The organism is Actinokineospora sp., from assembly GCF_050699995.1.
Taxonomy (GTDB): Bacteria; Actinomycetota; Actinomycetes; order Mycobacteriales; family Pseudonocardiaceae; genus Actinokineospora.
Map to the genome: position 1 here is coordinate 17,214 of NZ_JBOHGC010000172.1, position 20,694 is coordinate 37,907.

The window sequence follows — 20,694 nt, forward strand, 5'->3', positions numbered from 1 at the left end:
GTCCGGACCGCTGGGGCATTCGACTGATGGACAGCCCAGGGCGCGCACGGGTAGCGTCCGAACCCCTCAGGGTAGGCATCGCCGCCGCGCCCGTGCCAGGCAACTCGGCTGCCTGCCCTTCGCTACTAGGAGCGAGAGGGAGATCAGCCATGGACCTCAACTTCGGCGAGATAGTCCTTTGGGAATTGATGGGCACGGCGGCGCTGACACTGCTCGGCTGCGGTGTCGTCGCGAACGTGGTGCTCAAGAAGTCGCTCGGATTCGCGGGCGGCTGGCTATTGATCACGATTGGGTGGGGCTTCGCCGTGTTCGTAGGCGCGAGCATCGCCAACCCGACCGGCGCGCACATCAACCCGGCGGTCACGCTCGGGCTGGCCGCAGCGGACAAGCTCGAATGGGACAAAGTTCCCGCCTACCTGGTCGGCCAGTTCGTGGGCGCCTTCCTGGGCGCGGCGCTGGCCTGGGCGGCCTACAAACTGCAGTTCGACACCCACGACGAGCCCGCGAAGACCCGCGGGATCTTCGCCACCGGCCCGACGGTGCCGAACTACGCGTGGAACCTGGTCACGGAGATCATCGGCACGTTCGTGCTGGTCTTCTGGATCCTCACCAGCCCCACCGTGAGCACCGAGAACGGCGTGCCGCAGTTCGGCAATTCCGCGCTGGGCTACGCGGCCGTGGCGTTCGTCGTCATCGGCATCGGCGCCTCCCTCGGTGGCCCCACCGGCTACGCCATCAACCCGGCCCGCGACCTCGGCCCCCGCGTCGCGTACGCGATCCTGCCGATCAAGGACAAGGGCGCGGCGGACTGGAACTACTCGTGGGTCCCCGTCGTCGGCCCCCTCGTCGGCGCGGTGCTCGCCGGCCTGCTCTCGCAGATCCTGCCTTCCTGATCGACCAGCTACGAAGGGCGAATGACAGATGACCAAGTACGTGGCCGCGATCGACCAGGGCACCACGTCCACCCGCTGCATGATCTTCAGTCACGCGGGTGAGGTGGTCGCGGTCGACCAGCGCGAGCACAAGCAGATCTTCCCCAAGGCGGGCTGGGTGGAGCACGACCCGGCGGAGGTCTGGGAGAACACCCGGACGGTGGCGGCGGGCGCGCTCGCCAAGGCCGACCTGCACGCCCCCGACATCGCCGCGGTCGGCATCACCAACCAGCGCGAGACCGCCGTCGTGTGGGACCGCAACACCGGCGAGCCGGTGTACAACGCGATCGTGTGGCAGGACACCAGGACCGACCGGATCGCCACCGAACTGGGCAATCTCGGCGGCGGCCAGGAGCGCTACCGCGCGAAGACCGGGCTGCCGTTGGCGACGTACTTCTCCGGGCCCAAGATCCGCTGGATCCTCGACAACGTCGAAGGCGCGCGCGCCAAGGCGGAGGCAGGCGAGTTGATGTTCGGCAACATGGACACCTGGGTCCTGTGGAACATGACCGGCGGCGTCGACGGCGGGGTGCACGCCACCGACCCGACCAACGCGTCCCGAACGCTGCTGATGGACCTGTCGACGCTGTCGTGGGACGCCGATATCGCCTCGGAGATGGGCGTTCCGCTGTCGATGCTGCCGGAGATCCGGTCGTCGTCGGAGGAGTACGGCAAGGTCCGCGAACGCGGCGCGCTCGCGGGTGTCCCCATCGCCGGAATCCTCGGCGACCAGCAGGCGGCCACCTTCGGCCAGGCGTGCCTGTCGCCGGGCGAAGCCAAGAACACTTACGGCACGGGCAATTTCGTCCTCCTCAACACCGGCACCGACCAGGTGATGAGCGAGAACGGTTTGCTCACAACGGTTTGCTACCAGATCGGCACGCAGGCGCCGGTCTACGCGCTCGAAGGATCGATCGCGGTCACCGGGTCGCTGGTGCAGTGGATCAGGGACAACCTGGGCATGATCAGCTCCGCGGCGGAGATCGAGGAGCACGCGCGCACGGTCGAGGACAACGGCGGTTGCTATTTCGTGCCCGCGTTCTCCGGCCTGTTCGCCCCCTACTGGCGCTCCGACGCCCGCGGCGCGATCGTCGGCCTGACCCGGTTCGTCAACAAGGGCCACCTGGCGCGCGCGGTCCTGGAGGCCACCGCTTTCCAGACCCGCGAGGTCATCGACGCGATGAACGCCGACTCCGGTGTGCCGCTGACCGCGCTCAAGGTCGACGGCGGCATGGTCGGCAACGAACTGCTGATGCAGTTCCAGGCCGACATCCTCGGCGTCCCGGTGATCCGCCCGGTCGTCGCGGAAACCACGGCACTGGGCGCGGCGTACGCGGCCGGACTCGCGGTCGGGTTCTGGGAAAGCGAGGACGACATCCGCAAGAACTGGGCCAAGGACAAGGAATGGACCCCGGCGATGGCCGATGACGCCCGGGAGAAGACGTTCGGGCAGTGGAAGAAGGCGGTGACCCGCACCTTCGACTGGGTCGAGCAGGACGACTGAGTGGCTAGAATAGCCTGGGGGTGCGTCCGGGCGGACGCACCCCCGGTGCGCGTTCACGCCTGAGAACTGTCGCCCGATGTCAGTCGCGCGTCCTCGGTTTCGGCCGTCTTCCACCATGGCCGCACCAGCATCATTCCTGCTATGGCGCCACAAGCGTTGAGGATGACGTCGTCAGTCGCACTGACACGGCCCACATCAAGCACCCACTGAACGACCTCAATCGCCGCCGCGACGCCCAGGCTTACCAAGGTCATCCGACCTACTCGACGACACCACGGCCAGCGCAGCGCGGCCAACGCCCCCGCCGGAAGAAGCAACAGCGCGTTCCCTATCAGCTGCACCAATGTCGAGCCGCCCGCTGTCCCTCCACCGAACACCGAGCTGGCCGCCGCTCCCGGCATCAAACTGATCACGCCCCGCCCTCCGGGAACCGGCATGAACACCAGATAGAGCACCGGCAGCAGCGACAGCATGAACAACATTTCCAAGACTGACAGACGAACTGCGTCCTTTGCGGGCATACGCCTGCGACGCAACGTAACCAGGCCCCAGCAACCCATCAAGACAAATGGAACCAATACGACAAGGAGAAGCAGACCTTCACCGAAGGTCCTCCACAGCTGCTGCACGTCCTACCCCCGAATCAGACATACGAAACTTCGTCTGCCGGACCACACCCGAGTGTGGCCCGGCAGACGGAGTGGACCTGTCGCCTGAGCACTAGAAGGCAGGGACATCCCTGGTGTCATTGACAGGTCATATGACCACGCGTTCGTCTTAGCTGCGACCGTATCGGTCGTAGATGTCCGCCAAGAGGCGATCCAGCTCGGGAGGAAGTTGATTCGCTGCCTTGGCGTTGCCCTCGATACGCACGGGGGGAGCCGCGGCCGTGGCATCCACAACACGCTTTCGCTCAGCGTGCGGGTGCTTCCATTCCGGCCCACATCCGCGAGGACAGAAGTGCTCCATGTCGCGCATGGAGAAACCGCCCGAGCCATCCGGTACGGGCTGCGTCCACTTGATCACACCGCTGCCCGCGCATTGGGGACAGGCGTCGTCACTTGCGCTTGCGGATCTGTCCAATTCCTCCACAGGTTGGACAATACTCACCGTTGGTCCCAAGGCCAGATCCGTAACACCTGGGGCACTCCTCCATCTCGATCCTGGGGACCGCGAATCGTTGCCAGAACATGTCTTCTCCTTTGGGTTCGAGTGAGCTGGGTCGGCTCGGCAAGCCCGGACGTGGCGGGCGGTTTCCTCAAGCGCCGCGGCGAGGTCGTCGGCCTTCTCCGGTGTGGACCATTCGGTGATCAGGCCGGCGGCGTAGTCGTGCGTCCTCGGCACCAGGACGTTGGTCAAGACCTTCGCGAGGGCTGTCAGGTTCTTCGCGAGATCGACCTGGTCAACGGTCGCCGTCATCGGACCTGGTCCCTGACCTCAGGGTGATCCACGATCCAGTAGCACTGCAGCACCGCGAGTCGGGCGGCCTCCGCCAACTCGCCCACAAGTTCCCCGGTCAGCTCGGCGTCCTGGATCGCGCTCTTGGCGCGACCGGCCAGTGCCGACACGTCCACAAGGGTGCCGTGCACGCCCTTGAGACCCGGCGGCAGATGGCGCGGTTTGGCGGCCCCGGCGCCGCGGGGCGCGGTCATCGGTCGCCGCCGTTGAACATGTGCATCACGGCCACGACAGCGCGGAGCCTGGCACGCTCCTGGCGGCGGCCCCGCCATCGAGCCATGGCAGGCCTTGCCACCGAGGCGAAGATCGCGAGCAGCGCGACGAAGCCCATGCGGACCAGGACGGCGATCATCCGTCATCGTCCTGCCGCCGGCCCACCGTGAGACCGACCACGGCCCACGCCAGCCCGATCACGATGACAATCGAGACGATGATCCAGAACAGCTGCATGGTGTCACCTCCTGTGTTGGAGGCGACACTAAGAGTGGCGCGGGGTCACATTTTCACAGCTTGTGAACGGGGCTGCCCAATCACCCCTTCGGGGCAATACCCGCCCGGTGAGCCAGTCCGCGGAGGTCACGCCCACCCGCGACGCGCTGGGCTGACGTCAGCAAGCTGGCGACGGCCTCGCGCACAAACGGATTGCCGCGCACCTTCTGGGGCGCAATGCGTTCGGCCTGAAGCAGCGCCTTCAGCCCGCGGTCACGGTATCGACGCTCGGAAAGCAGACCCCGGCCGTAGTCGATCCAGAATGCGGCCTGACGCGACTTCGACACCGTGGCGAGTTGCAGCGTCGGCGTGATCTCCTCCCCCCAGGCCCCGCCCCAAGCTCGACGCCGATGCTCACCCGCCAGATACCCACGTTGGTCCGGCCGAAATTCGTCTGCATCCATGGGCTGGTCTCGGGCTCCAGCTGGTCCGCCAGCTGTGCGGCCTCGGCGAGATGCGACTGGGCGCTGTCACCGTCACCGCGCACGGCGGTAGACAGCGCGGCGGTCAGGTGAGCCATGCCGCGCGTCTCGATCCGCGCCCCAGGAATGTCAGCGACCTGCACGGCGAGGTCGTACTGGCGGGCCCGGTTGATACCTGTCAACAGCTGCGCGCGTTGATATCGCGCGTAGGACAGCCACACCGGGTCGTCCAACTCCTCGGCGACCTGGCGCATCCGTTCCGCCGCGAGTGCGGGTAGTCCCGCCACGCCGAGATCATGCGCGAGGTAGGCCGCCGCCTTGTACGCGGACAGCAAGGCGACAAGGGCTTCGTGCCGTGCGGGGGTAGCGGTGGCGACGATGAGATCCTGAACGAGTCCCGGCAGGAGGGCGGCCTGGGTGTCATAGTCCGCGTTCGGGCGAAGCACGAAGTTGATCCGGTGGATGTCAGCCAGGACGGCCTCCCAGGGACGTGCGAGGGGCCGCGGCACCTCGTCGATCGACCAACTGGTGAGGGCGTCGACGAGGCCAGTCATCGCCGCGTGGGCGGCGGCCGAGGCTGGATCGGAAGGCGCGTATGGCTTGCCCACAAGCTCGGCCGGTGAGACCTGGAGGGCACCGGCGATTGCCTCCAGCGTGGTGCGCTTGGTGACCGCGCGCTAGCCGCGTTCGATCATGCTCAGGTAGGAAGGTTGGATTCCCGCGAGCTGCGCCGCAGCGGTCAGGCTCAAGCCGCGCCATGATCGGACTTCGCGAACGCGGCGGCCGATATGGGCGTCCTCGATCTGCATCGAGCGTCTCCTTTGCCGAGGCCCCGCCTGCCGGACGCCTCCAGCCCGTCGACCGGGGGCTCACTGCCTCGGCAAGAGGAGTACGCCCAGCGTAGGGGCGGGATGAACGACCGAGCAATGATGAGGGGGGCATCACGATGTATCACCGTGCGACAGATGCGTTGTGGCGCGTTGGTGCCCCAGCGTGAGCACTGGCAGGCCCAGGTCGGACGATCCCGGCCTGGGCCCTCATTTCAAGGCGCGCCAGTTCAGCAGGATCAGGACCGTCCGGATGAGCCCGAGCAGCGGCGGGATCGGCAGCGCGAAACCCCACCAGAACAACACCCCCACCGGGAGCAGAGCCAGCGCCAGCACGGCGCCCGCGGTGTGGCCACTCCACAGCAGCCGGCCCGCTACCCCTTCCAGCGCACAGACCAGCATGAACACGAACAGCATCACGGCCATGGCGCGTGGACCCCAATGCTCGAACGGTCCGCCGCCGTAGGGACGCTCACGGGCTCAGTGTCCGGCGAGGGGAGACGGCACAGTAGGGCCACTCGTCAACGGAATTGTCTGCCCGCCGGTCGCGCACCCGCTCCCTCCATGGGTGCGCGACCGGCGGCTCGTGGTTCCGCGGCGCTATCTGCGGATCGCGATATGGCTGAATCCGCCAAGGCGCGGGATTTGACCGATCCCGCCGCAGCGGGGGCAGAAGTCGCGGCGGTTGGGGGCCAAACCCGAGCCCAGGCATTCGGGACATTCGATTCGGCGAGACATCGCGCCTCCAAGGGTTCCAGGCCTGTTTTGGCCCGGGTTATCAGACGTACCGCCTCAGTAGGTCGAACCCCAGCTAATCCGGCGATGTTCACCCGTTCTTGCAGCACGTACGACACCGCCATGACGGACAGTGTCAATCCACCATCTCAGTTGGGTTCACACCAAGCGCCATGTCGGTAAATCACATTCTGGTTTACTCGGATCATGAACGTCACACGAAGGTCCGCTCTGGGCCTCGGCGCCGTAGTCGGCGCCACCGCACTGGGGGTCGGCGCCACCACATCGGCGTCGGCGAGCACGCCTGCCACGGCGGCGCAGGCCTGCTCCAAGATCAAGTCAGCTTACGACCACGAGACGACCAAGGCCGCGGGCACCTGGTCGTCCTTCATCAGCGTGACCGGGGAAGCCGCTCCCGCCGTCGAGGCGCGGGCGGACCAGGTCGTCGAGGCCTACAGCGTCAACAAGATCGCGGTCGCCACGGCCGTGCTCGACAAGGTCGACCGGGGGCTGCTGGCCCTCGACCAGCGCGTCGACGTCACCTCCGCCATCGTCAGCTACGACGGCGACGGGATCTTCGGCTACGACGGCGCGTACCCGAGTTCGGTGACCCTCGGCCACGTCCTGGCCAACCTGCTGACCGTCTCGGACAACACGGCCGTGCGCCTGTGCGGGCTCGTCGTCCCGGCCGCGGAGCTCAACGAGATCCTGCGCGCCAAGGGTTTCGTGTACACCCAGGTCAAGCCGGTGGCGAACCCCAACCGGTTCTACCTGGGCACCACGACGGCCCGTGAGACGCACGCGATGCTGCAACGGCTCATCGACGGCACGCTGCTCTCGGCCACGTCGAGCGCGTACGTGCTGAAGCTGCTGCGGTCGCTGACTTCGTTCACCGACGGGATCCGGCTGAACATGAGCTCCGCGGAGCGGGTGCGCGTGGCGACCAAGGCGGGCTGGTTCGCCGACGGCCGCAACGAGGCGGGCATCGTCTTCGACACCGCGGGCAAGGCGGCCATCACGTACGCGCTGTTCGCCTCCGGGCAGTTCGCCGGGGACGCCACGGCGAACAAGGACAACTACAGCGCCACGCACCCGGCGCTGCGCGCCCGCCAGGTGATCGGCCGCACCCTGCTCGACTCGGTGCCGCCGGTCAGCACCACGAGCGCCCGCACGTTCAGCGTCCCGCAGTACCAACCGTCCAACGGCGGCTGACCCAGGGAGTGGTGGTCCGGGCACCCGCCCGGACCATCAATCCAGGTCGTCGTGGCGCATCAGCTGGCGGCCCGCTTCGGTGATCGAACCCGAGAGCGACGGGTACACCGAGAAGGTCAGTGCCAAGTCGTCCACGGTGAGCTGGTTCTGAACCGCGAGCGCGATAGGCAGGATCAGCTCGCTCGCGCTCGGGGCCACGATCACGCCACCGATGACCACACCGGTCGCGGGACGGCAGAACAGCTTCACGAAGCCGCGCCGCAGGCCCTCCATCTTGGCCCGGGCGTTGGTGGCCAGCGGCAGCATGACGGTGCGTGCGGGCACCTCGCCGGAGTCGATCGCCTGCTGGCTGATGCCGACGGTCGCGATCTCCGGGTGGGTGAAGACGTTGGCGGCCACCGTTTTGAGCTTGATCGGCGCGACCCCCTCGCCCAGCGCGTGCCACATCGCGATGCGGCCCTGCATGGCCGCGACGGAGGCCAGCATCAGCACGCCGGTGCAGTCGCCCGCCGCGTAGACACCGGGGACGCTGGTGCGCGAGACCCGGTCGACGTTGATGAACCCGCCGGGACCCAGGTCGATGCCGATCTTGTCCAGGCCGATGTCGCTGGTGTTGGGCACCGAGCCGACCGTCATCAGCGCGTGCGACGCCTCGACGATCTCGCCGCCCTTGAGGTGGACCTTCACGCCGGTGTCGTCGCGCTCGATCTTCTCGGCGCGGGCGTGCTTGACCAGCGTGGTGCCGCGCTCGGAGAACACGTCCTCCAGCACGGCGGCGGCGTCGGCGTCCTCATGGGGCAGGACGCGGTCGCGGCTGGAGATGACGGTGACCTTGACGCCCATCTCGATGAACGCCGACGCGAACTCGGCGCCGGTCACCCCGGAGCCGACGACCACGAGGTGCTCGGGCAGTTCGGGGAGGTCGTAGATCTGGCGCCAGTCGAGCACCCGCTTGCCGTCCGGCTCGGCGCCCGCGATGACCCGCGGGTTCGCGCCGGTGGCGATGAGGACGACATCGGCGTCGAGGACCTCTTCGGTCCCGTCGTTGCCGGTGACGGCGACCCGGTGGGCGGCCATGCCGGGGCGGTCGTTGCAGAAGCGGCCGTAGCCGGTCAGCAGGCGCACACCCTCGCGCTGGATGCGGTTGCGGATGTCGGCGGACTGGGCCAAGGCAAGCCCGCGAACCCGGCCGCGCACGACCGGCAGATTGACCGAGGAGTCGACGTCCTCGACGCCGATCCCCAGCTCATCGGCATCGCGGAAGGCCGAGCGGGCGCCCGCGGAGGCGATGAAGGTCTTCGACGGAACACAGTCGTAGAGGACGCAGGCGCCACCGAGGCCATCCCGCTCGACCACGGTGACATCGGCGCCGTGCTGGGCCGCGACCAGGGCCGCCTCGTAACCCGCGGGGCCTCCACCCATGATCACGATCCGGCTCACGTGCGTCCTCCTCATATGCGCGTTGACGTCCGCGAATACGGTACGCGCGGGACGCAGGTCACATCTGGTCGGATGGAAAACGCCCGGCTTCCCTGCCGATGATCGGTTGTGTCGCTACGCTGTCGGAGTGCCGCTATACGCCGCTTATGGGTCGAACATGGACCCGGCCCAGATGATGCAGCGAGCCCCGCACTCGCCGATGGCGGGGACTGGATGGCTGGTGGGGTGGCGGCTGACCTTCGGAGGCGAAGACCTCGGTTGGGAAGGCGCACTGGCCACCATCGTCGAAGACCCGGACTCGCAGGTGTTCGTCGTGCTCTACGACGTCACCGACGACGAGCCGCTGCTCGACCGGTGGGAGGGCTCTGAGCTGGGCCTTCACTCCAAAATCAGGCTGCGGGTGCAGACCCTGGAGGGCTCCGTGCTCGCCTGGCTCTACGTCCTCGACGCCTACGAGGGCGGCCTGCCGTCGGCCCGGTACCTCGGGGTGGTCGCCGACGCGGCCGAAGCCGCCGGAGCACCCGCGGACTACGTCGCCGACCTGCGGGTTCGCCCCTGCGACGGCATCGGCCCGGCAAAGGGCTGACCGACCGCAACCAGCGGGTCCGCCGCACGTCTTCTCGGATATGACCGAAATCACGGTCAGACGCTCGCCGAACGATTCGGCCGGTGCGAGGAGAGATGGCGATGAAGGCTCGAAGATGGACCAAGCGACTGACCACCCTGGCGGTCACCCTCGGCGCGGCAGCCGCGGTCGCGGTAGTGGGCCCGTCGTCGGCGTCGGCGACTGAGGGCTACTGCGGGATCAGCTGGGGTTCCCTGGCGAAGTCCGCGACACCGACCGAGTCCGCGCCCATGGTGGGCGTACGCGGTGGCAGGCACTACTGCTGGGATCGGCTCGTCATCGACATCCGCTCCGGCGGCGCCGACGGCTACCGCGTCCAGTACGTCAGCGAAGTCATCCAGGACGGCTCCGGCCACGTCGTCCCCCTCCGTGGCGGCGCCAAGCTGCAGATCCTCGCGACCGCCCCGGCGTACGACGACTACGGCAATCCCACGTTCACCCCGGCCAACCGCAACGAACTCGTCAACGTCACCGGCTGGCAGACCTTCCGCCAGGTCGCGTACGCGGGCAGCTTCGAAGGCCAGACCACCATCGGTCTCGGCGTCCGCGCCCGCCTCCCCTTCCGCACCTTCGTCCTCAACAACCCAGACGGCGGCTCCCGCATAGTCATCGACGTAGCCCACTTCTGGTAACCCGCGAGTCCCCACCTCCCGACAGCGAGTTCTCACGTCACGACAACGAGTCTCAGTTCGCTGATGAATCAGGCGGACAAGAATCTCCGGGCGGCGAATGCCGTCCGGAGATCGTCCATGAGGCGGGCGGGGGATCGCAGATCAGCAGCCGTGGCCCGGACGACCATCCAGCCACGCGCTGCCAGGTCACGATCGCGTGCCGCATCCCGCTCGGCTCGGCCCTCGTGCTCGGCGTGACCGTCGTATTCCAGAGCGACCATCGGCTCCTCCCAGCCGAAGTCCAGGCGGTAAATCGGTCTCCCGTGGATATCCACTACGGGCACTTGGGCTGCGGGAAGAGGCAGACCTTCGTCGAAGATCGCCAGTAGGAGCGCGCTCTCGGCAGGTGATTCCGGTCTTCCGGTGGCTAGATCAAGCAAGGCTTGAGCGCGCCTACGACCTCGCGGATCTGGGCGGGTGGCTAGTCGGTGTTCGATCGCCCCATGCAAGTCGCCTCGGCCCATCGGGCCGACCAAAGCCAAGGCTTGATCAACACAGGCGAGGGCTGTCGGCCGGTGACCGGTGCAGAGAACCTCCGCGATGGCCATTTCCAGCGCGACCACCCGAAGACCCTCGATGTCGATCACCTCGAGTCCGTCCATGCTGCCCGCGTGCACGATGAGACCCGGTCGCGCCGGGACCTTTCTGTCGTAGCCGGAGAGCACATGCACAACACCGATGTCTGCGGCTGCGCAACCGTGCAGCCAAGCCGCTGTGAACCCGGTCAGGGCGGCCTTCGGTCCGGTGTGGAGCAAGGCCGCATTGGCTCTCGTCAGCAATTCGAACATCCGGTGGCGATCGATGATCACCTTGCGGGAGTACGCGACGAGCCGGCCGCTCGCCAATGCTGCGCGAACGGTGGGTTCGCCGAGCCTTGCGGTCAGATCACTGCGAAGGAACGCACCATGGGAATAGTTCGAAATCATGCGTCCACACTGTCAACAATTCGGCCGCACGTCCTCGATCAGTCGCGCGCCTGTGGATAACCGGGCCCGAATTGAGAACTCATTGTCGTGGAGTGAGAACTCGTTGTCGGGAGGTGGGGACTCGCGGTTAGGTGAGGGCGGTTAGGGCGGTGTGGGTCATGGTGCGGATGCCGGTGAGGAGGGCGCGTTCGTCCAGTTGGAACGTTGGCTGGTGGAGGTCGTGGATCGGGCCTTCGCCGGACCACACGCCGAGGCGCATGAAGGAGCCGGGGATCTTTTCCAGGTACCAGCCGAAGTCCTCGCCGCCGCTGGACTGCTTGGTGCCTGCCAGGGCGTCCTGGCCGAGGGCGGACTCGATGCCCGCGCGGAGGATTTGGGTGCTCTCGCGGTCGTTGATCACCGGGGGCACGCCGCGGGTGTGGATCAGTTCGAAGCCGACGCCGGTGGGGGCCAGGAGAGACTCGACCAGGCTGGCGACGATGGGCTCAAGGTCCGCCCAGACGTCGTGGTCGCCGGTGCGCAGGGTGCCGCGCAGGACGCCGTCCTGGGGGACCGCGTTGGCGGCCTCGCCCGCGTGGACCGCGCCCCAGACCAGGACGGTGCCGGAGCGGGGATCGATTCGGCGGGACAGCAGGGCCGGGAGGCCGGTGATGACCGTGCCGAGGGCGTGCACCAGGTCGGCCGTCAGGTGCGGGCGCGAGGTGTGGCCGCCCGGCGACGTCAGGCGCAGCTCCAGCAGGTCGGTGGCCGAGGTGATCGCGCCGACCCGGGTGCCGATGCGGCCGACCTCCAGGCGCGGGTCGCAGTGGAGGCCGAAGATGCGGTCGACGCCGTCGAGGCCGCCCGCGTCGATGACCTCCAGGGCTCCGCCGGGCATGACCTCCTCGGCGGGCTGGAAGATGAGCCGGACCCGGCCGGGCAGCTCGGGCGCGGAAGCCAGCGCGATGCCGGTGGCCAGCAGGATCGTGGTGTGGGCGTCGTGGCCGCAGGCGTGGCAGACGCCCTGGACCTTGGCCGCGTACGGCAGGCCGGTCGCCTCGGTCATCGGCAGCGCGTCCATGTCGGCCCGCAGGGCGACGCAGCGGTCGCCCTCGCCGACGTCGCAGATCAGGCCGTTGCCGTCGGGGAGCAACTCGGGCTGCAGGCCGAAGGACTTGAGCAGCCCCGCCACCATCTCGGTGGTCGCGAACTCCTGCCGGGACAGCTCCGGGTGCTCGTGGAAGTGCCGGAACCACGCCAACACGTCGGACGCGTTGGCGTCCAGCCACTGGTCGAGCCAGGCGGGTCCACGCCCGGCCGCGAGATCCTCCACAGTGGGCATACTGACCCCACTGGACGTGATCAGCACGGCTGAATCCTCTCCGGAGACGGCGAGGTGTCCGTTGCGACCACCCTCCGACGGGAGTTCGGGTCGCGAGTCCAGCAGAGTCACGCGACCCCTCCGGCTGTGGTTTCGGTTTCCATCTCCTGTCCCATAGTGCATCATCCCCCGGCCCGATCCGTTACGGCGACCACATCGCAAGACCGCCGGTACTGACCATGCGACGAACGGCACGCGGTGTTCGGCCGAGCAGTTCGATGATCAAGACGAAGGACCGCCTACCGGCGCTGAGCTGCGGTCATCACGACTTGCGCCGCTTCGCCCTCACCCGATTGCCATAGATCACGATTCCCAAGAGGACGGCCGCGGTCAGCCCGATCACAAGCTTGTTCTTCGAACGTGCCGCATCGTCCTCGGTGGGCGCGGGCTCCAGGGTCGGGCCCGTCGGCGCGACGGTCTCCGTGGGCTGCGCCAGGGGGTCGGCACCGGCCATCGGGGCCGCGCCGAGCACGACGAGCGCGCTGAGCAGAAGTCCGAGCAGCAGCCTGGTCACAGGCATCCGAGCCCTCCAAAGGGTGGTGAGGTCGTGACCAGATTAGTCGGACCGCTCACGCTCCGCGAAGGCCGCGAGGATGCGTTCGGCGGCCAGGGTGGCGGTCAGCTCGCCGTCGCGGACCTGTCGTTCCAGGTCCGGGGCCAGCGCGCGCACGGCCGGGTGGTCGTGAAGTCGGCCGAGAAGGGTGTCCTGGACCATCGACCAGGTCCAGTCGACCTGCTGGCGGCGCCGCTTGTCGGCCAGTTCGCCCGACTCCGACAGGGTCTTGTGGTGCAGCTCGATCTGCTCCCACAGCGTGTCGAGCCCGAGGTTCTCCTGGCCGCTGCACGTGAGCACGGGCGGAGTCCAGGCCCCTTCGGGGGCGCGCAGCAGCCGCAGCGCCCCAGCGAGCTCTCGGGCGGCCTTCTGGGCCTCCCGCGCGTGGTCGCCGTCGGCCTTGTTGACCGCGATGACGTCCGCCAGCTCCAGGACGCCCTTCTTGATCCCCTGCAGCTGGTCGCCGGTGCGCGCGAGGGTCAGGAACAGGAAACAGTCGACCATGTTGGCGACCGTGACCTCGGACTGCCCGACGCCGACGGTCTCGACGAGGACCGTGTCGTAGCCCGCGGCCTCCATCAGCACGATGGTCTCGCGCGTGGCCTTCGCGACCCCGCCGAGCGTGCCCGACGTCGGCGACGGCCGGATGAACGCCGACGGGTCGACCGCGAGCCGCGCCATCCGGGTCTTGTCACCCAGGATGCTGCCGCCCGTCCGGGTCGACGACGGGTCGACGGCCAGGACCGCGACCCGATGGCCCGCCGCGGTCAGGTTCGACCCGAGCGCGTCGATGAACGTCGACTTGCCCACGCCGGGGACGCCGGTGATGCCGACCCGGTGCGCGCCGCCCGCGTGCGGCAGCAGCTCGACGAGCAGCTCCTGGGCCAGCGCGCGGTGGTCGGCCCGCTTGGACTCCACCAGCGTGATGGCCCGCGAGAGCAGCCCCCGGTCGCCGGCGAGCACACCTTTGGCGTACTCGCCGACATCGATTTTTCTACCCAAGCGAGTGCCCGTGCCGCTCGGCGAGCTTGCGCAGCAGTTCGGCGGCGGCGTCGGCGATGACCGTGCCGGGCGGGAAGATCGCCGCCGCGCCCGCGGCGCGTAGCTCGTCGAAGTCCTGCGGCGGGATGACGCCGCCGACCACGATCATGATGTCGTCGCGGCCCAACGCCGCGAGCTCCTCGCGCAGCGCGGGCACCAGGGTGAGGTGACCGGCGGCGAGGGAGTTGACCCCGACGATGTGCACGTCGGCCTCGACGGCCTGGCGCGCGACCTCGTCCGGGGTGGAGAACAGCGGGCCCACGTCGACGTCGAAGCCGAGGTCGGCGAACGCTGTGGCGATCACCTTCTGGCCGCGGTCGTGCCCGTCCTGGCCCATCTTGGCGACCAGGATGCGCGGACGGCGGCCCTCGGCCTCGGCGAACGCGTCGACGACGGCGCGCGCGTCGTCCACAGTGGACGACTGGCCGACTTCGTCGCGGTACACACCGGAGATCGTACGGATCTGGGCGGAGTGCCGTCCCCAGACCTTGCCCAGCGCCTCGGAGATCTCGCCGACCGTGGCCTTCTTGCGGGCCGCGTCGATCGCGAGTTCGAGCAGGTTGCCGCCACCGTCGGCGGCGTTGGTCAGGGCGTTCAGCGCGCTCCCGACGGCGTCGGAGTCGCGTTCCTCGCGGAGCCTGCGCAGCTTCTCGATCTGCTGCCCGCGCACACCCTTGTTGTCGACCTTGAGGACGTCGATGTGGTCCTCGGTCTCGACCCGGTACTTGTTGACCCCGATGACCGGCTGGCGCCCGGAGTCGATGCGGGCCTGGGTGCGGGCCGCGGCTTCCTCGATGCGCAGCTTGGGGATGCCCGCATCGATGGCCTGCGCCATGCCGCCGGCGGCCTCGACCTCGCTGATGTGGCCCCACGCCTTGCGGGCGAGGTCGTAGGTGAGCCGCTCGATGAACGCGCTGCCGCCCCACGGGTCGATGACCCGGGTGGTGCCGGACTCCTGCTGCAGCAGCAGCTGCGTGTTGCGGGCGATGCGCGCGGAGAAGTCCGTGGGCAGCGCCAGCGCCTCGTCGAGGGCGTTGGTGTGCAGCGACTGCGTGTGGCCCTGGGTCGCGGCCATCGCCTCGACGCAGGTGCGGATCACGTTGTTGTAGACGTCCTGCGCGGTCAGCGACCAGCCCGAGGTCTGGCAGTGGGTGCGCAGCGACAGCGACTTCGCCGACTTCGGCTCGAATCCCTTGACGAGTTTCGCCCAGAGCAGGCGGGCCGCCCGCATCTTGGCGACCTCCATGAAGAAGTTCATGCCGATGGCCCAGAAGAACGACAGCCGCGGCGCGAACCGGTCGACGTCCATGCCCGCGTCGCGCCCGGCCCGGATGTACTCCACGCCGTCGGCGAGGGTGTACGCCAGTTCCAGGTCGGCGGTCGCCCCGGCTTCCTGCATGTGGTAGCCGGAGATGGAGATCGAGTTGTACTTCGGCATGTGCTGCGACGTGTAGCTGAAGATGTCGGAGATGATCCGCATCGACGGCCGCGGCGGGTAGATGTAGGTGTTGCGAACCATGAACTCTTTGAGGATGTCGTTCTGGATGGTCCCGGCAAGCGCTTCCGGCGCCACACCCTGTTCCTCAGCCGCGACGACGTAGAGCGCGAGAACGGGCAGCACGGCGCCGTTCATCGTCATCGACACGCTCATCTTGTCCAGCGGGATGCCGTCGAAGAGCCGGCGCATGTCGTAGATGGAGTCGATGGCCACGCCCGCCATGCCGACGTCACCGGCCACCCGCGGGTGGTCGGAGTCGTAGCCGCGGTGGGTGGCGAGGTCGAAGGCGACCGACAGTCCTTTTTGGCCTGCCGCGAGGTTGCGGCGGTAGAAGGCGTTGGACTCCTCGGCGGTGGAGAAACCCGCGTACTGGCGGATGGTCCACGGCTGGTTGACGTACATCGTCGGGTACGGCCCGCGCAGGTACGGCGCGATTCCCGGGTACGTGTTCAGGAAGTCGAGACCTTCGAGGTCCTCCGCCCCGTAGACCGGCTTGACGCCGATGCCTTCAGGCGTGTCCCAGGACAGCGCGTCGGCGCCCTTGCCGGTGGCCTCGTGCAGCGCCGCCTGCCAGTCGGCCGCCGACCCCGCGGCGGGCCCACCCAGGTCGATTCCGGAGAAATCGGGGATGCTCATGCCTTGACTCCCAACGTCTCCATGGTAGCTCGCAGAACGGCAAGCGCGTCGCAGCCCGCGAACACGAACTCGTCCACAGTGGACAGCTCGGCGTTCGGCTTCCCGGCCAGCAGGACCCGCTGGGCGCCCGCCGATTTCAGGGTCTCGATGACCGCGGCCGCGTCGGCGGCGTAGGCCTTGTCGGTGCCTGCGAGACACGCGATGGTCGCGCCGCTCGCCGCGAACTCCTCGGCCGGTCCGGCGACTGTCTCGATGCCGCCCGCCTGGAACAGGTTGGCGGCGAAGGAAGCCCGCGCGGTGTGCGCGGCGACCGGTCCGAACGTGGCGAGGAAGATCTTGGGCCGTGCACCGGTCTCGGAGAGTATCCGGTCGGAACGGTCGCGCAGTTCCTCGTACGCCTCGGCGTAGTGGATGACCGGCAGGCCGCCGCTCGGCGCGGCGGGCTCCGGTGAACGCTCGATCGGCTTCTCGGCGAGGTTCGGGAACTCGTTGACGCCGGTGATCGCGTCGGTCCGGTTCGCGATGTTGGCCGAGCGGGCCGCCCAGGTGGCGGCGAGCCGGTCGCCGATCACGCCGGTGTCGAGGGCGGCGACGATCCCACCCGCGCGCTCGATCTCGGTGAAGAAGTCCCACGCGGCGCGGGCGAGGTCGTCGGTGAGCCGCTCGACGAACCAGGAGCCGCCCGCCGGGTCGATCACACCGGCCAGTTTGGACTCGTCAAGCAGCACCGATTGCGTGTTGCGGGCGATGCGCCGGGCGAACCCGTCGGGCAGCCCGAGCGCGGCGTCGAACGGGAGGACGGTGACGGAGTCGGCGCCCCCGACGCCCGCGCCGAAGCAGGCGAGCGTGGTGCGCAGCATGTTCACCCACGGGTCGCGCCTGGTCATCATCGCCGGCGAGCTGACCGCGTGCTGCCGCTGCGGCTCGGCGAACCCGGTGACCTCGGCGACGCGGGCCCACAGCCTGCGGCCGGCGCGGAACTTGGCGATGGTGAGGAACTGGTCGGCCGTGGCGGCGTAGCGGAACTCCAGCTGCGCGGCGGCTGCCTCGACGCCGAGCCCGGCGTCGGTCAGGGCACGCAGGTAGGCGACACCGGCGGCGATGGACGCGCCCAGCTCCTCGGCGTCGGACCCGCCCGCGTGATGGAACGGCAGGCCGTCGACGACGACCGAGCGCAGCGCCGGGTACTCGGCGGCGACCTTCACCGCGAGCGCGGCGGCCCCGTCGAGGTCGGCCCCCGCGGCGGTGCGGGCGTGGTGGCCGATGGGGTCGGCACCCAGGTTGCCCTTGACCTCACCTGCGGGAATGCCCTTGTCGGCGTGCACGCGCAGCAGCTCGTCGGCGGCGGCGCGGAACTCGGCGCCCGCGTCGAGGGTGACCGGAGCGAGGTCGAGGTAGACGTCCTGCAGCACGTCGGCCAGCGCCGAGACCGGCAGCCCGCTGCCACCCACGGCCAGCCACAGCGACGTGACGCCGTTCTCCAGGTCCGCCATGACGGCCTTGCGCGCCGCTTCGGGGTCGGGGTCGGCGTGGCGCTGGCGCACATCCCACCCGGTCGCGACGTTGCCCTGCGGCTTGCCGCCGCGGACATAAGGCGGCAGACCGGGGAATCCGGCGGGCGGCGGCGCGTCCTCGGCGGTGTAGAGCGGCTCCAGGACAATGCCGTCGTAGGTGGTGGTCGCGAGCAGCGACTCGACCGCCCCGTCGAACTCTTCGGGCAGGGCACCTGACTTGCGGAGCACGCCCGCGACAAGGTCCTGCCACTGCTCGCGGGCGGCGTCGGCGAACTCGCCCGCCAGAACCAAGTCGTCCGGCGCCGTGCTCGCCCTCGCAGTGGGGGATGTCATGCCCAGAAATGCTACGGAAACCGGGCGTCAACACCAGGCGAGGACGTTGTGAGGCTAATCGCGATTCACAAACCGCCCGGGGTCTTGCCTGCTTTCGCCACCGCCGAGCCGCGAGTTTCGGCGACAATGGCCGGGTGTCCACTGTGTCCGACTCAGATCCACCTCAGCGCCTGGTCGCAGGCCGTTACCGGCTGCGCGCGCTGCTCGGGCAGGGGTCCATGGGCACGGTGTGGGAGGCCTACGACGAGCACCTGCACCGCCCGGTCGCGGTGAAAGAGGTCCGGCTCGACCAGGGAATTCCCCAGGGCGAGGCCGATGAGCTGCGGGAACGCACGATGCGCGAGGCCAGGGCCATCGCCGTCGTGTCGCACCCCAATGTCATCACCCTGCACGACGTCGTCCGGGTCGACGGCGAGCCGTTCGTGATCATGGAATACCTGCCCGCGGCCAGCTTGGCGCAGATTTTGCGGGCCAACGGGCCGCTCACGATCACCCAGGCGGCCGTCGTCGGTGACGCGGTCGCGGCGGGCCTGCAGGCCGCGCACGAGGCGGGAATCACACACCGGGACGTCAAACCGGGCAACGTGCTGGTGGGTCTCGACGGCCGAGTCAAGCTCACCGACTTCGGAATCGCGCGCAATGTCTCGGAGAAAACACTCACCCGCACCGGGATCATGCTGGGCTCGCCCGCCTACATCGCCCCCGAGATCGCGTCCGGCGCCGCCGTCAGCCCCCGCGCGGATCTGTGGGGGCTGGGCGCCACGCTCTACGCGGCGGTCGAGGGTCGGGCGCCGTACGACCCGGATGGCGAGGCGCTCGACATCGTCTCGGAGGTCGTGCACGGCGAGATCCCGACGCCGACGGTCGACGGCCCGATGCGGTCGGTGATCGAGGCGCTGATGGTGAAGGACCCGGCCGAGCGGATCTCGCTGAGCGAGGTCCGCGCGCGGCTGCACCCGCTGCAGCCGGTCCCGGGGACCCCGGTGTTCGCCGACCTGAAGACGACACCGCCCGCGCCGATCGAAGCCGCGACCGCCCCGAGCGGCCCCACGGTCGCGATCACCGCGGACCCGGTGTCCTCCCCCAGCGCGCCGCTCGCGCCCGCGCCCGGTCCGCTGCCCTTCACCGGGCCCGAACCCAGCCGGTCCCGCAGGGGCGCGGTCGCGGCCGGCGTCGCCGCCGTCGTGTTGTTCGCGGCCGCGGCGGCGGGCGGGTTCGCGCTGACCCGGTTCGTCGGCGGCGAACCCATCGGCCCGCGGACCCAGGTCCAGGCGTCGCAGGCCCCGTCGGCGCCGGTTCGCGACGTCGAGGTGCGCACGGCGGACGCCGCCACCCTCGCGGGCGAGCAGGGGGGCAGCTTCGCCATCCCCGTGCCCGCCGACTGGGTCAAGTTCGTCGAGCAGCGCGCGGAGAAGACGCTGACCAACAGCACGCGGGTGCACTGGGTGGCCCCGGACGGCACGTCGGAACTGGTGGTGGAGCGGTTCCCGAACTTCTATCCCACCCACCGCATCGACAAGTACCTCAAGGTCTTGGCTGGCCGCGCGCCCGGATACCGGCTGGTGGGCACGTCAGAGCTGGCCCAGGGAGTGCCCGAGCCGTCGATGCAGCTGACCTACCGGACGGTCGACGTGGCCGACGACGCGACCGGTCCGGTCACCGCGGACCTCAACCGGGCGACGTTCGCGAACCTGCTGCCCGCCGGGTCGGACCTGTGGGTGGTCAGCCTGACCGTGCCGATCGAGCAGGAGGACAGCGGCAAGCGCGGCCTGTTCACCCGCACGGTCGCGGAGTTCCGCGCGACCGGCTGATCACTCCACCGGATCGTCAGACCCGTACCGCCGGTGGGACTCCGCCGTCTGCGCGAGTTTCCGCAACGCCGCGAGCGCGGAGTCACCCAGTACGGTGCCGACCACCACGCTCTCCAGGACACGATCGATCCCACTGAAGTTCTCGACATAGTCCAAATCGGCCTTCGCGATCAGCTCGGAGGCCTCGGCGTACCGGCGCATGGCGGCGATGAGCTGGGGATGGTCGATCTCGCGCGCGGCGGTGTACACCAGGGCGAGGGAGCGGGCCGCCGGGTGCTCCCGGTTGCACAGCCAACCCAGATCCTCGATCAGGTCGAAGACCTCGTCCAGCGCGGTCTCGTCGACCTCCTCGGGCGCCTGGGTCAGCCCTTTCGACACCGTGCCCATCAGCTTGTCGAGGTCGTCGGTCGGGGAGTCGACGGTGGCGAGGATGTCGCGGACGGCCGCCACGGACAGACCGCCGAGGTCGACCATCGCCCGCACGAGCCGCAGCCTGCGTACGTGGCTGTCGTCGTATTGCGCCTGGTTGGGGCTGGTGCGCTCGCCCGGCGGGAGCATGCCTTCCCGCAGGTAGAACTTGATCGTCGGCACGGCCACGCCGCTGCGCTTGCTCAGTTCGCCGATCCGCACCGCGCCTCCTCGTCGAGATTCGTCCTTGCCATCCGGCCAGGCAGATAGTGTACTTATCGATAGTGGGAAGTACCGCT

At 68.9% G+C, this 20,694-nt stretch carries 20 protein-coding genes; 6 read left to right on the forward strand and 14 right to left on the reverse strand.

Annotated elements, in window-relative coordinates; translation table 11 throughout:
* The first annotated feature begins 149 nt into the window (after window positions 1–149).
* Together ACRDSQ_RS09530 and glpK are read left to right on the forward strand one after the other, a co-directional pair.
* Window positions 150–893 carry an MIP/aquaporin family protein gene (locus tag ACRDSQ_RS09530; protein ID WP_431420477.1) on the forward strand — a complete coding sequence of 248 codons (744 nt, stop codon included), beginning with the start codon at window positions 150–152 and terminating at the stop codon, window positions 891–893.
* Window positions 894–921: 28 nt separating this feature from the next.
* Window positions 922–2,436 carry a glycerol kinase GlpK gene (glpK, locus tag ACRDSQ_RS09535; protein ID WP_431420478.1) on the forward strand — a complete coding sequence of 505 codons (1,515 nt, stop codon included), beginning with the start codon at window positions 922–924 and terminating at the stop codon, window positions 2,434–2,436.
* A gap of 53 nt (window positions 2,437–2,489) precedes the next feature.
* Here glpK and ACRDSQ_RS09540 read toward each other — a convergent pair whose 3' ends face one another.
* The 6 genes from ACRDSQ_RS09540 to ACRDSQ_RS09565 all read right to left on the reverse strand — a co-directional run bounded on the left by ACRDSQ_RS09540 (window position 2,490) and on the right by ACRDSQ_RS09565 (window position 6,058).
* Window positions 2,490–3,065: a VanZ family protein gene (locus ACRDSQ_RS09540; RefSeq protein WP_431420479.1), complete on the reverse strand. Its 576-nt coding sequence runs from the start codon at window positions 3,063–3,065 to the stop codon at window positions 2,490–2,492.
* A gap of 786 nt (window positions 3,066–3,851) precedes the next feature.
* The gene (locus ACRDSQ_RS09545; protein WP_431420480.1) at window positions 3,852–4,088 is read right to left on the reverse strand and encodes a hypothetical protein; all 237 of its coding nucleotides are present in this window, start codon (window positions 4,086–4,088) and stop codon (window positions 3,852–3,854) included.
* Window positions 4,085–4,246, reverse strand: a complete 162-nt coding sequence (locus tag ACRDSQ_RS09550) for a hypothetical protein (RefSeq protein WP_431420481.1) — start codon at window positions 4,244–4,246, stop codon at window positions 4,085–4,087. The genes ACRDSQ_RS09545 and ACRDSQ_RS09550 overlap by 4 nt, the downstream gene beginning before the upstream one ends.
* Window positions 4,247–4,585: 339 nt before the next feature.
* Window positions 4,586–5,359 (reverse strand): hypothetical protein, encoded by a 774-nt coding sequence (locus tag ACRDSQ_RS09555; RefSeq protein WP_431420482.1) that lies wholly within the window; start codon window positions 5,357–5,359, stop codon window positions 4,586–4,588.
* Between the two features lie 123 nt (window positions 5,360–5,482).
* The gene (locus tag ACRDSQ_RS09560; RefSeq protein WP_431420483.1) at window positions 5,483–5,614 is read right to left on the reverse strand and encodes a helix-turn-helix domain-containing protein; all 132 of its coding nucleotides are present in this window, start codon (window positions 5,612–5,614) and stop codon (window positions 5,483–5,485) included.
* A 228-nt stretch (window positions 5,615–5,842) separates the two neighbouring features.
* On the reverse strand, window positions 5,843–6,058 hold the full coding sequence (locus ACRDSQ_RS09565; RefSeq protein WP_431420484.1) for a hypothetical protein: 216 nt from the start codon (window positions 6,056–6,058) through the stop codon (window positions 5,843–5,845).
* A 516-nt stretch (window positions 6,059–6,574) separates the two neighbouring features.
* Here ACRDSQ_RS09565 and ACRDSQ_RS09570 point away from each other — a divergent pair.
* Window positions 6,575–7,579 carry a serine hydrolase gene (locus ACRDSQ_RS09570; RefSeq protein ID WP_431420485.1) on the forward strand — a complete coding sequence of 335 codons (1,005 nt, stop codon included), beginning with the start codon at window positions 6,575–6,577 and terminating at the stop codon, window positions 7,577–7,579.
* 36 nt (window positions 7,580–7,615) lie between these two features.
* Here the strand turns inward: ACRDSQ_RS09570 and ACRDSQ_RS09575 are convergent, their stop codons facing one another.
* Window positions 7,616–9,019, reverse strand: a complete 1,404-nt coding sequence (locus ACRDSQ_RS09575) for an NAD(P)H-quinone dehydrogenase (protein ID WP_431420486.1) — start codon at window positions 9,017–9,019, stop codon at window positions 7,616–7,618.
* A gap of 127 nt (window positions 9,020–9,146) precedes the next feature.
* Here ACRDSQ_RS09575 and ACRDSQ_RS09580 point away from each other — a divergent pair, with 127 nt between their 5' ends.
* The gene (locus ACRDSQ_RS09580; protein ID WP_431420487.1) at window positions 9,147–9,605 is read left to right on the forward strand and encodes a gamma-glutamylcyclotransferase family protein; all 459 of its coding nucleotides are present in this window, start codon (window positions 9,147–9,149) and stop codon (window positions 9,603–9,605) included.
* Between the two features lie 101 nt (window positions 9,606–9,706).
* A complete protein-coding gene (locus ACRDSQ_RS09585; RefSeq protein WP_431420488.1) occupies window positions 9,707–10,276 on the forward strand; it encodes an AMIN-like domain-containing (lipo)protein in 570 nt (189 codons plus the stop codon).
* 68 nt (window positions 10,277–10,344) lie between these two features.
* Here the strand turns inward: ACRDSQ_RS09585 and ACRDSQ_RS09590 are convergent, their stop codons facing one another.
* From ACRDSQ_RS09590 to ACRDSQ_RS09615, 6 genes are all read right to left on the reverse strand, one after another.
* Window positions 10,345–11,241 (reverse strand): endonuclease domain-containing protein, encoded by an 897-nt coding sequence (locus ACRDSQ_RS09590; RefSeq protein WP_431420489.1) that lies wholly within the window; start codon window positions 11,239–11,241, stop codon window positions 10,345–10,347.
* A 127-nt stretch (window positions 11,242–11,368) separates the two neighbouring features.
* Window positions 11,369–12,673, reverse strand: coding sequence for a M20 family metallopeptidase (locus ACRDSQ_RS09595; protein WP_431420490.1), 1,305 nt, complete (start codon window positions 12,671–12,673; stop codon window positions 11,369–11,371).
* 190 nt (window positions 12,674–12,863) lie between these two features.
* The gene (locus ACRDSQ_RS09600) at window positions 12,864–13,121 is read right to left on the reverse strand and encodes a hypothetical protein (RefSeq protein ID WP_431420491.1); all 258 of its coding nucleotides are present in this window, start codon (window positions 13,119–13,121) and stop codon (window positions 12,864–12,866) included.
* Between the two features lie 36 nt (window positions 13,122–13,157).
* Entirely contained in the window at window positions 13,158–14,156 is a 999-nt protein-coding gene (gene meaB, locus ACRDSQ_RS09605; protein ID WP_431420492.1) for a methylmalonyl Co-A mutase-associated GTPase MeaB, read from the reverse strand.
* Window positions 14,149–16,329: a methylmalonyl-CoA mutase gene (gene scpA / locus ACRDSQ_RS09610; RefSeq protein WP_431420493.1), complete on the reverse strand. Its 2,181-nt coding sequence runs from the start codon at window positions 16,327–16,329 to the stop codon at window positions 14,149–14,151. Before scpA ends, meaB begins: the two co-directional genes overlap by 8 nt.
* Complete coding sequence (locus ACRDSQ_RS09615; protein WP_431420494.1) at window positions 16,326–18,176, reverse strand: methylmalonyl-CoA mutase family protein; 1,851 nt, start codon at window positions 18,174–18,176, stop codon at window positions 16,326–16,328. Before ACRDSQ_RS09615 ends, scpA begins: the two co-directional genes overlap by 4 nt.
* Window positions 18,177–18,310: 134 nt before the next feature.
* Between ACRDSQ_RS09615 and ACRDSQ_RS09620 the strand changes: the two genes are divergently transcribed.
* Window positions 18,311–19,987, forward strand: coding sequence for a protein kinase domain-containing protein (locus tag ACRDSQ_RS09620; protein WP_431420495.1), 1,677 nt, complete (start codon window positions 18,311–18,313; stop codon window positions 19,985–19,987).
* Here the strand turns inward: ACRDSQ_RS09620 and ACRDSQ_RS09625 are convergent, their stop codons facing one another.
* Window positions 19,988–20,617 carry a MerR family transcriptional regulator gene (locus ACRDSQ_RS09625; protein WP_431420496.1) on the reverse strand — a complete coding sequence of 210 codons (630 nt, stop codon included), beginning with the start codon at window positions 20,615–20,617 and terminating at the stop codon, window positions 19,988–19,990.
* Between the last annotated feature and the right edge of the window lie 77 nt (window positions 20,618–20,694).

What these genes read in the sequence shown, in the direction of transcription:
- ACRDSQ_RS09530 (WP_431420477.1), top strand. Translation starts at nt 150, where the DNA reads ATGGACCTCAACTTCGGCGAGATAGTCCTTTGGGAATTGATGGGCACG.
- glpK (WP_431420478.1), top strand. Translation starts at nt 922, where the DNA reads ATGACCAAGTACGTGGCCGCGATCGACCAGGGCACCACGTCCACCCGC.
- ACRDSQ_RS09545 (WP_431420480.1), bottom strand. Translation starts at nt 4,088, where the DNA reads ATGACCGCGCCCCGCGGCGCCGGGGCCGCCAAACCGCGCCATCTGCCG.
- ACRDSQ_RS09550 (WP_431420481.1), bottom strand. Translation starts at nt 4,246, where the DNA reads ATGATCGCCGTCCTGGTCCGCATGGGCTTCGTCGCGCTGCTCGCGATC.
- ACRDSQ_RS09555 (WP_431420482.1), bottom strand. Translation starts at nt 5,359, where the DNA reads ATGACTGGCCTCGTCGACGCCCTCACCAGTTGGTCGATCGACGAGGTG.
- ACRDSQ_RS09560 (WP_431420483.1), bottom strand. Translation starts at nt 5,614, where the DNA reads ATGCAGATCGAGGACGCCCATATCGGCCGCCGCGTTCGCGAAGTCCGA.
- ACRDSQ_RS09565 (WP_431420484.1), bottom strand. Translation starts at nt 6,058, where the DNA reads ATGGCCGTGATGCTGTTCGTGTTCATGCTGGTCTGTGCGCTGGAAGGG.
- ACRDSQ_RS09570 (WP_431420485.1), top strand. Translation starts at nt 6,575, where the DNA reads ATGAACGTCACACGAAGGTCCGCTCTGGGCCTCGGCGCCGTAGTCGGC.
- ACRDSQ_RS09585 (WP_431420488.1), top strand. Translation starts at nt 9,707, where the DNA reads ATGAAGGCTCGAAGATGGACCAAGCGACTGACCACCCTGGCGGTCACC.
- ACRDSQ_RS09590 (WP_431420489.1), bottom strand. Translation starts at nt 11,241, where the DNA reads ATGATTTCGAACTATTCCCATGGTGCGTTCCTTCGCAGTGATCTGACC.
- ACRDSQ_RS09600 (WP_431420491.1), bottom strand. Translation starts at nt 13,121, where the DNA reads ATGCCTGTGACCAGGCTGCTGCTCGGACTTCTGCTCAGCGCGCTCGTC.
- scpA (WP_431420493.1), bottom strand. Translation starts at nt 16,329, where the DNA reads ATGAGCATCCCCGATTTCTCCGGAATCGACCTGGGTGGGCCCGCCGCG.
- ACRDSQ_RS09615 (WP_431420494.1), bottom strand. Translation starts at nt 18,176, where the DNA reads ATGACATCCCCCACTGCGAGGGCGAGCACGGCGCCGGACGACTTGGTT.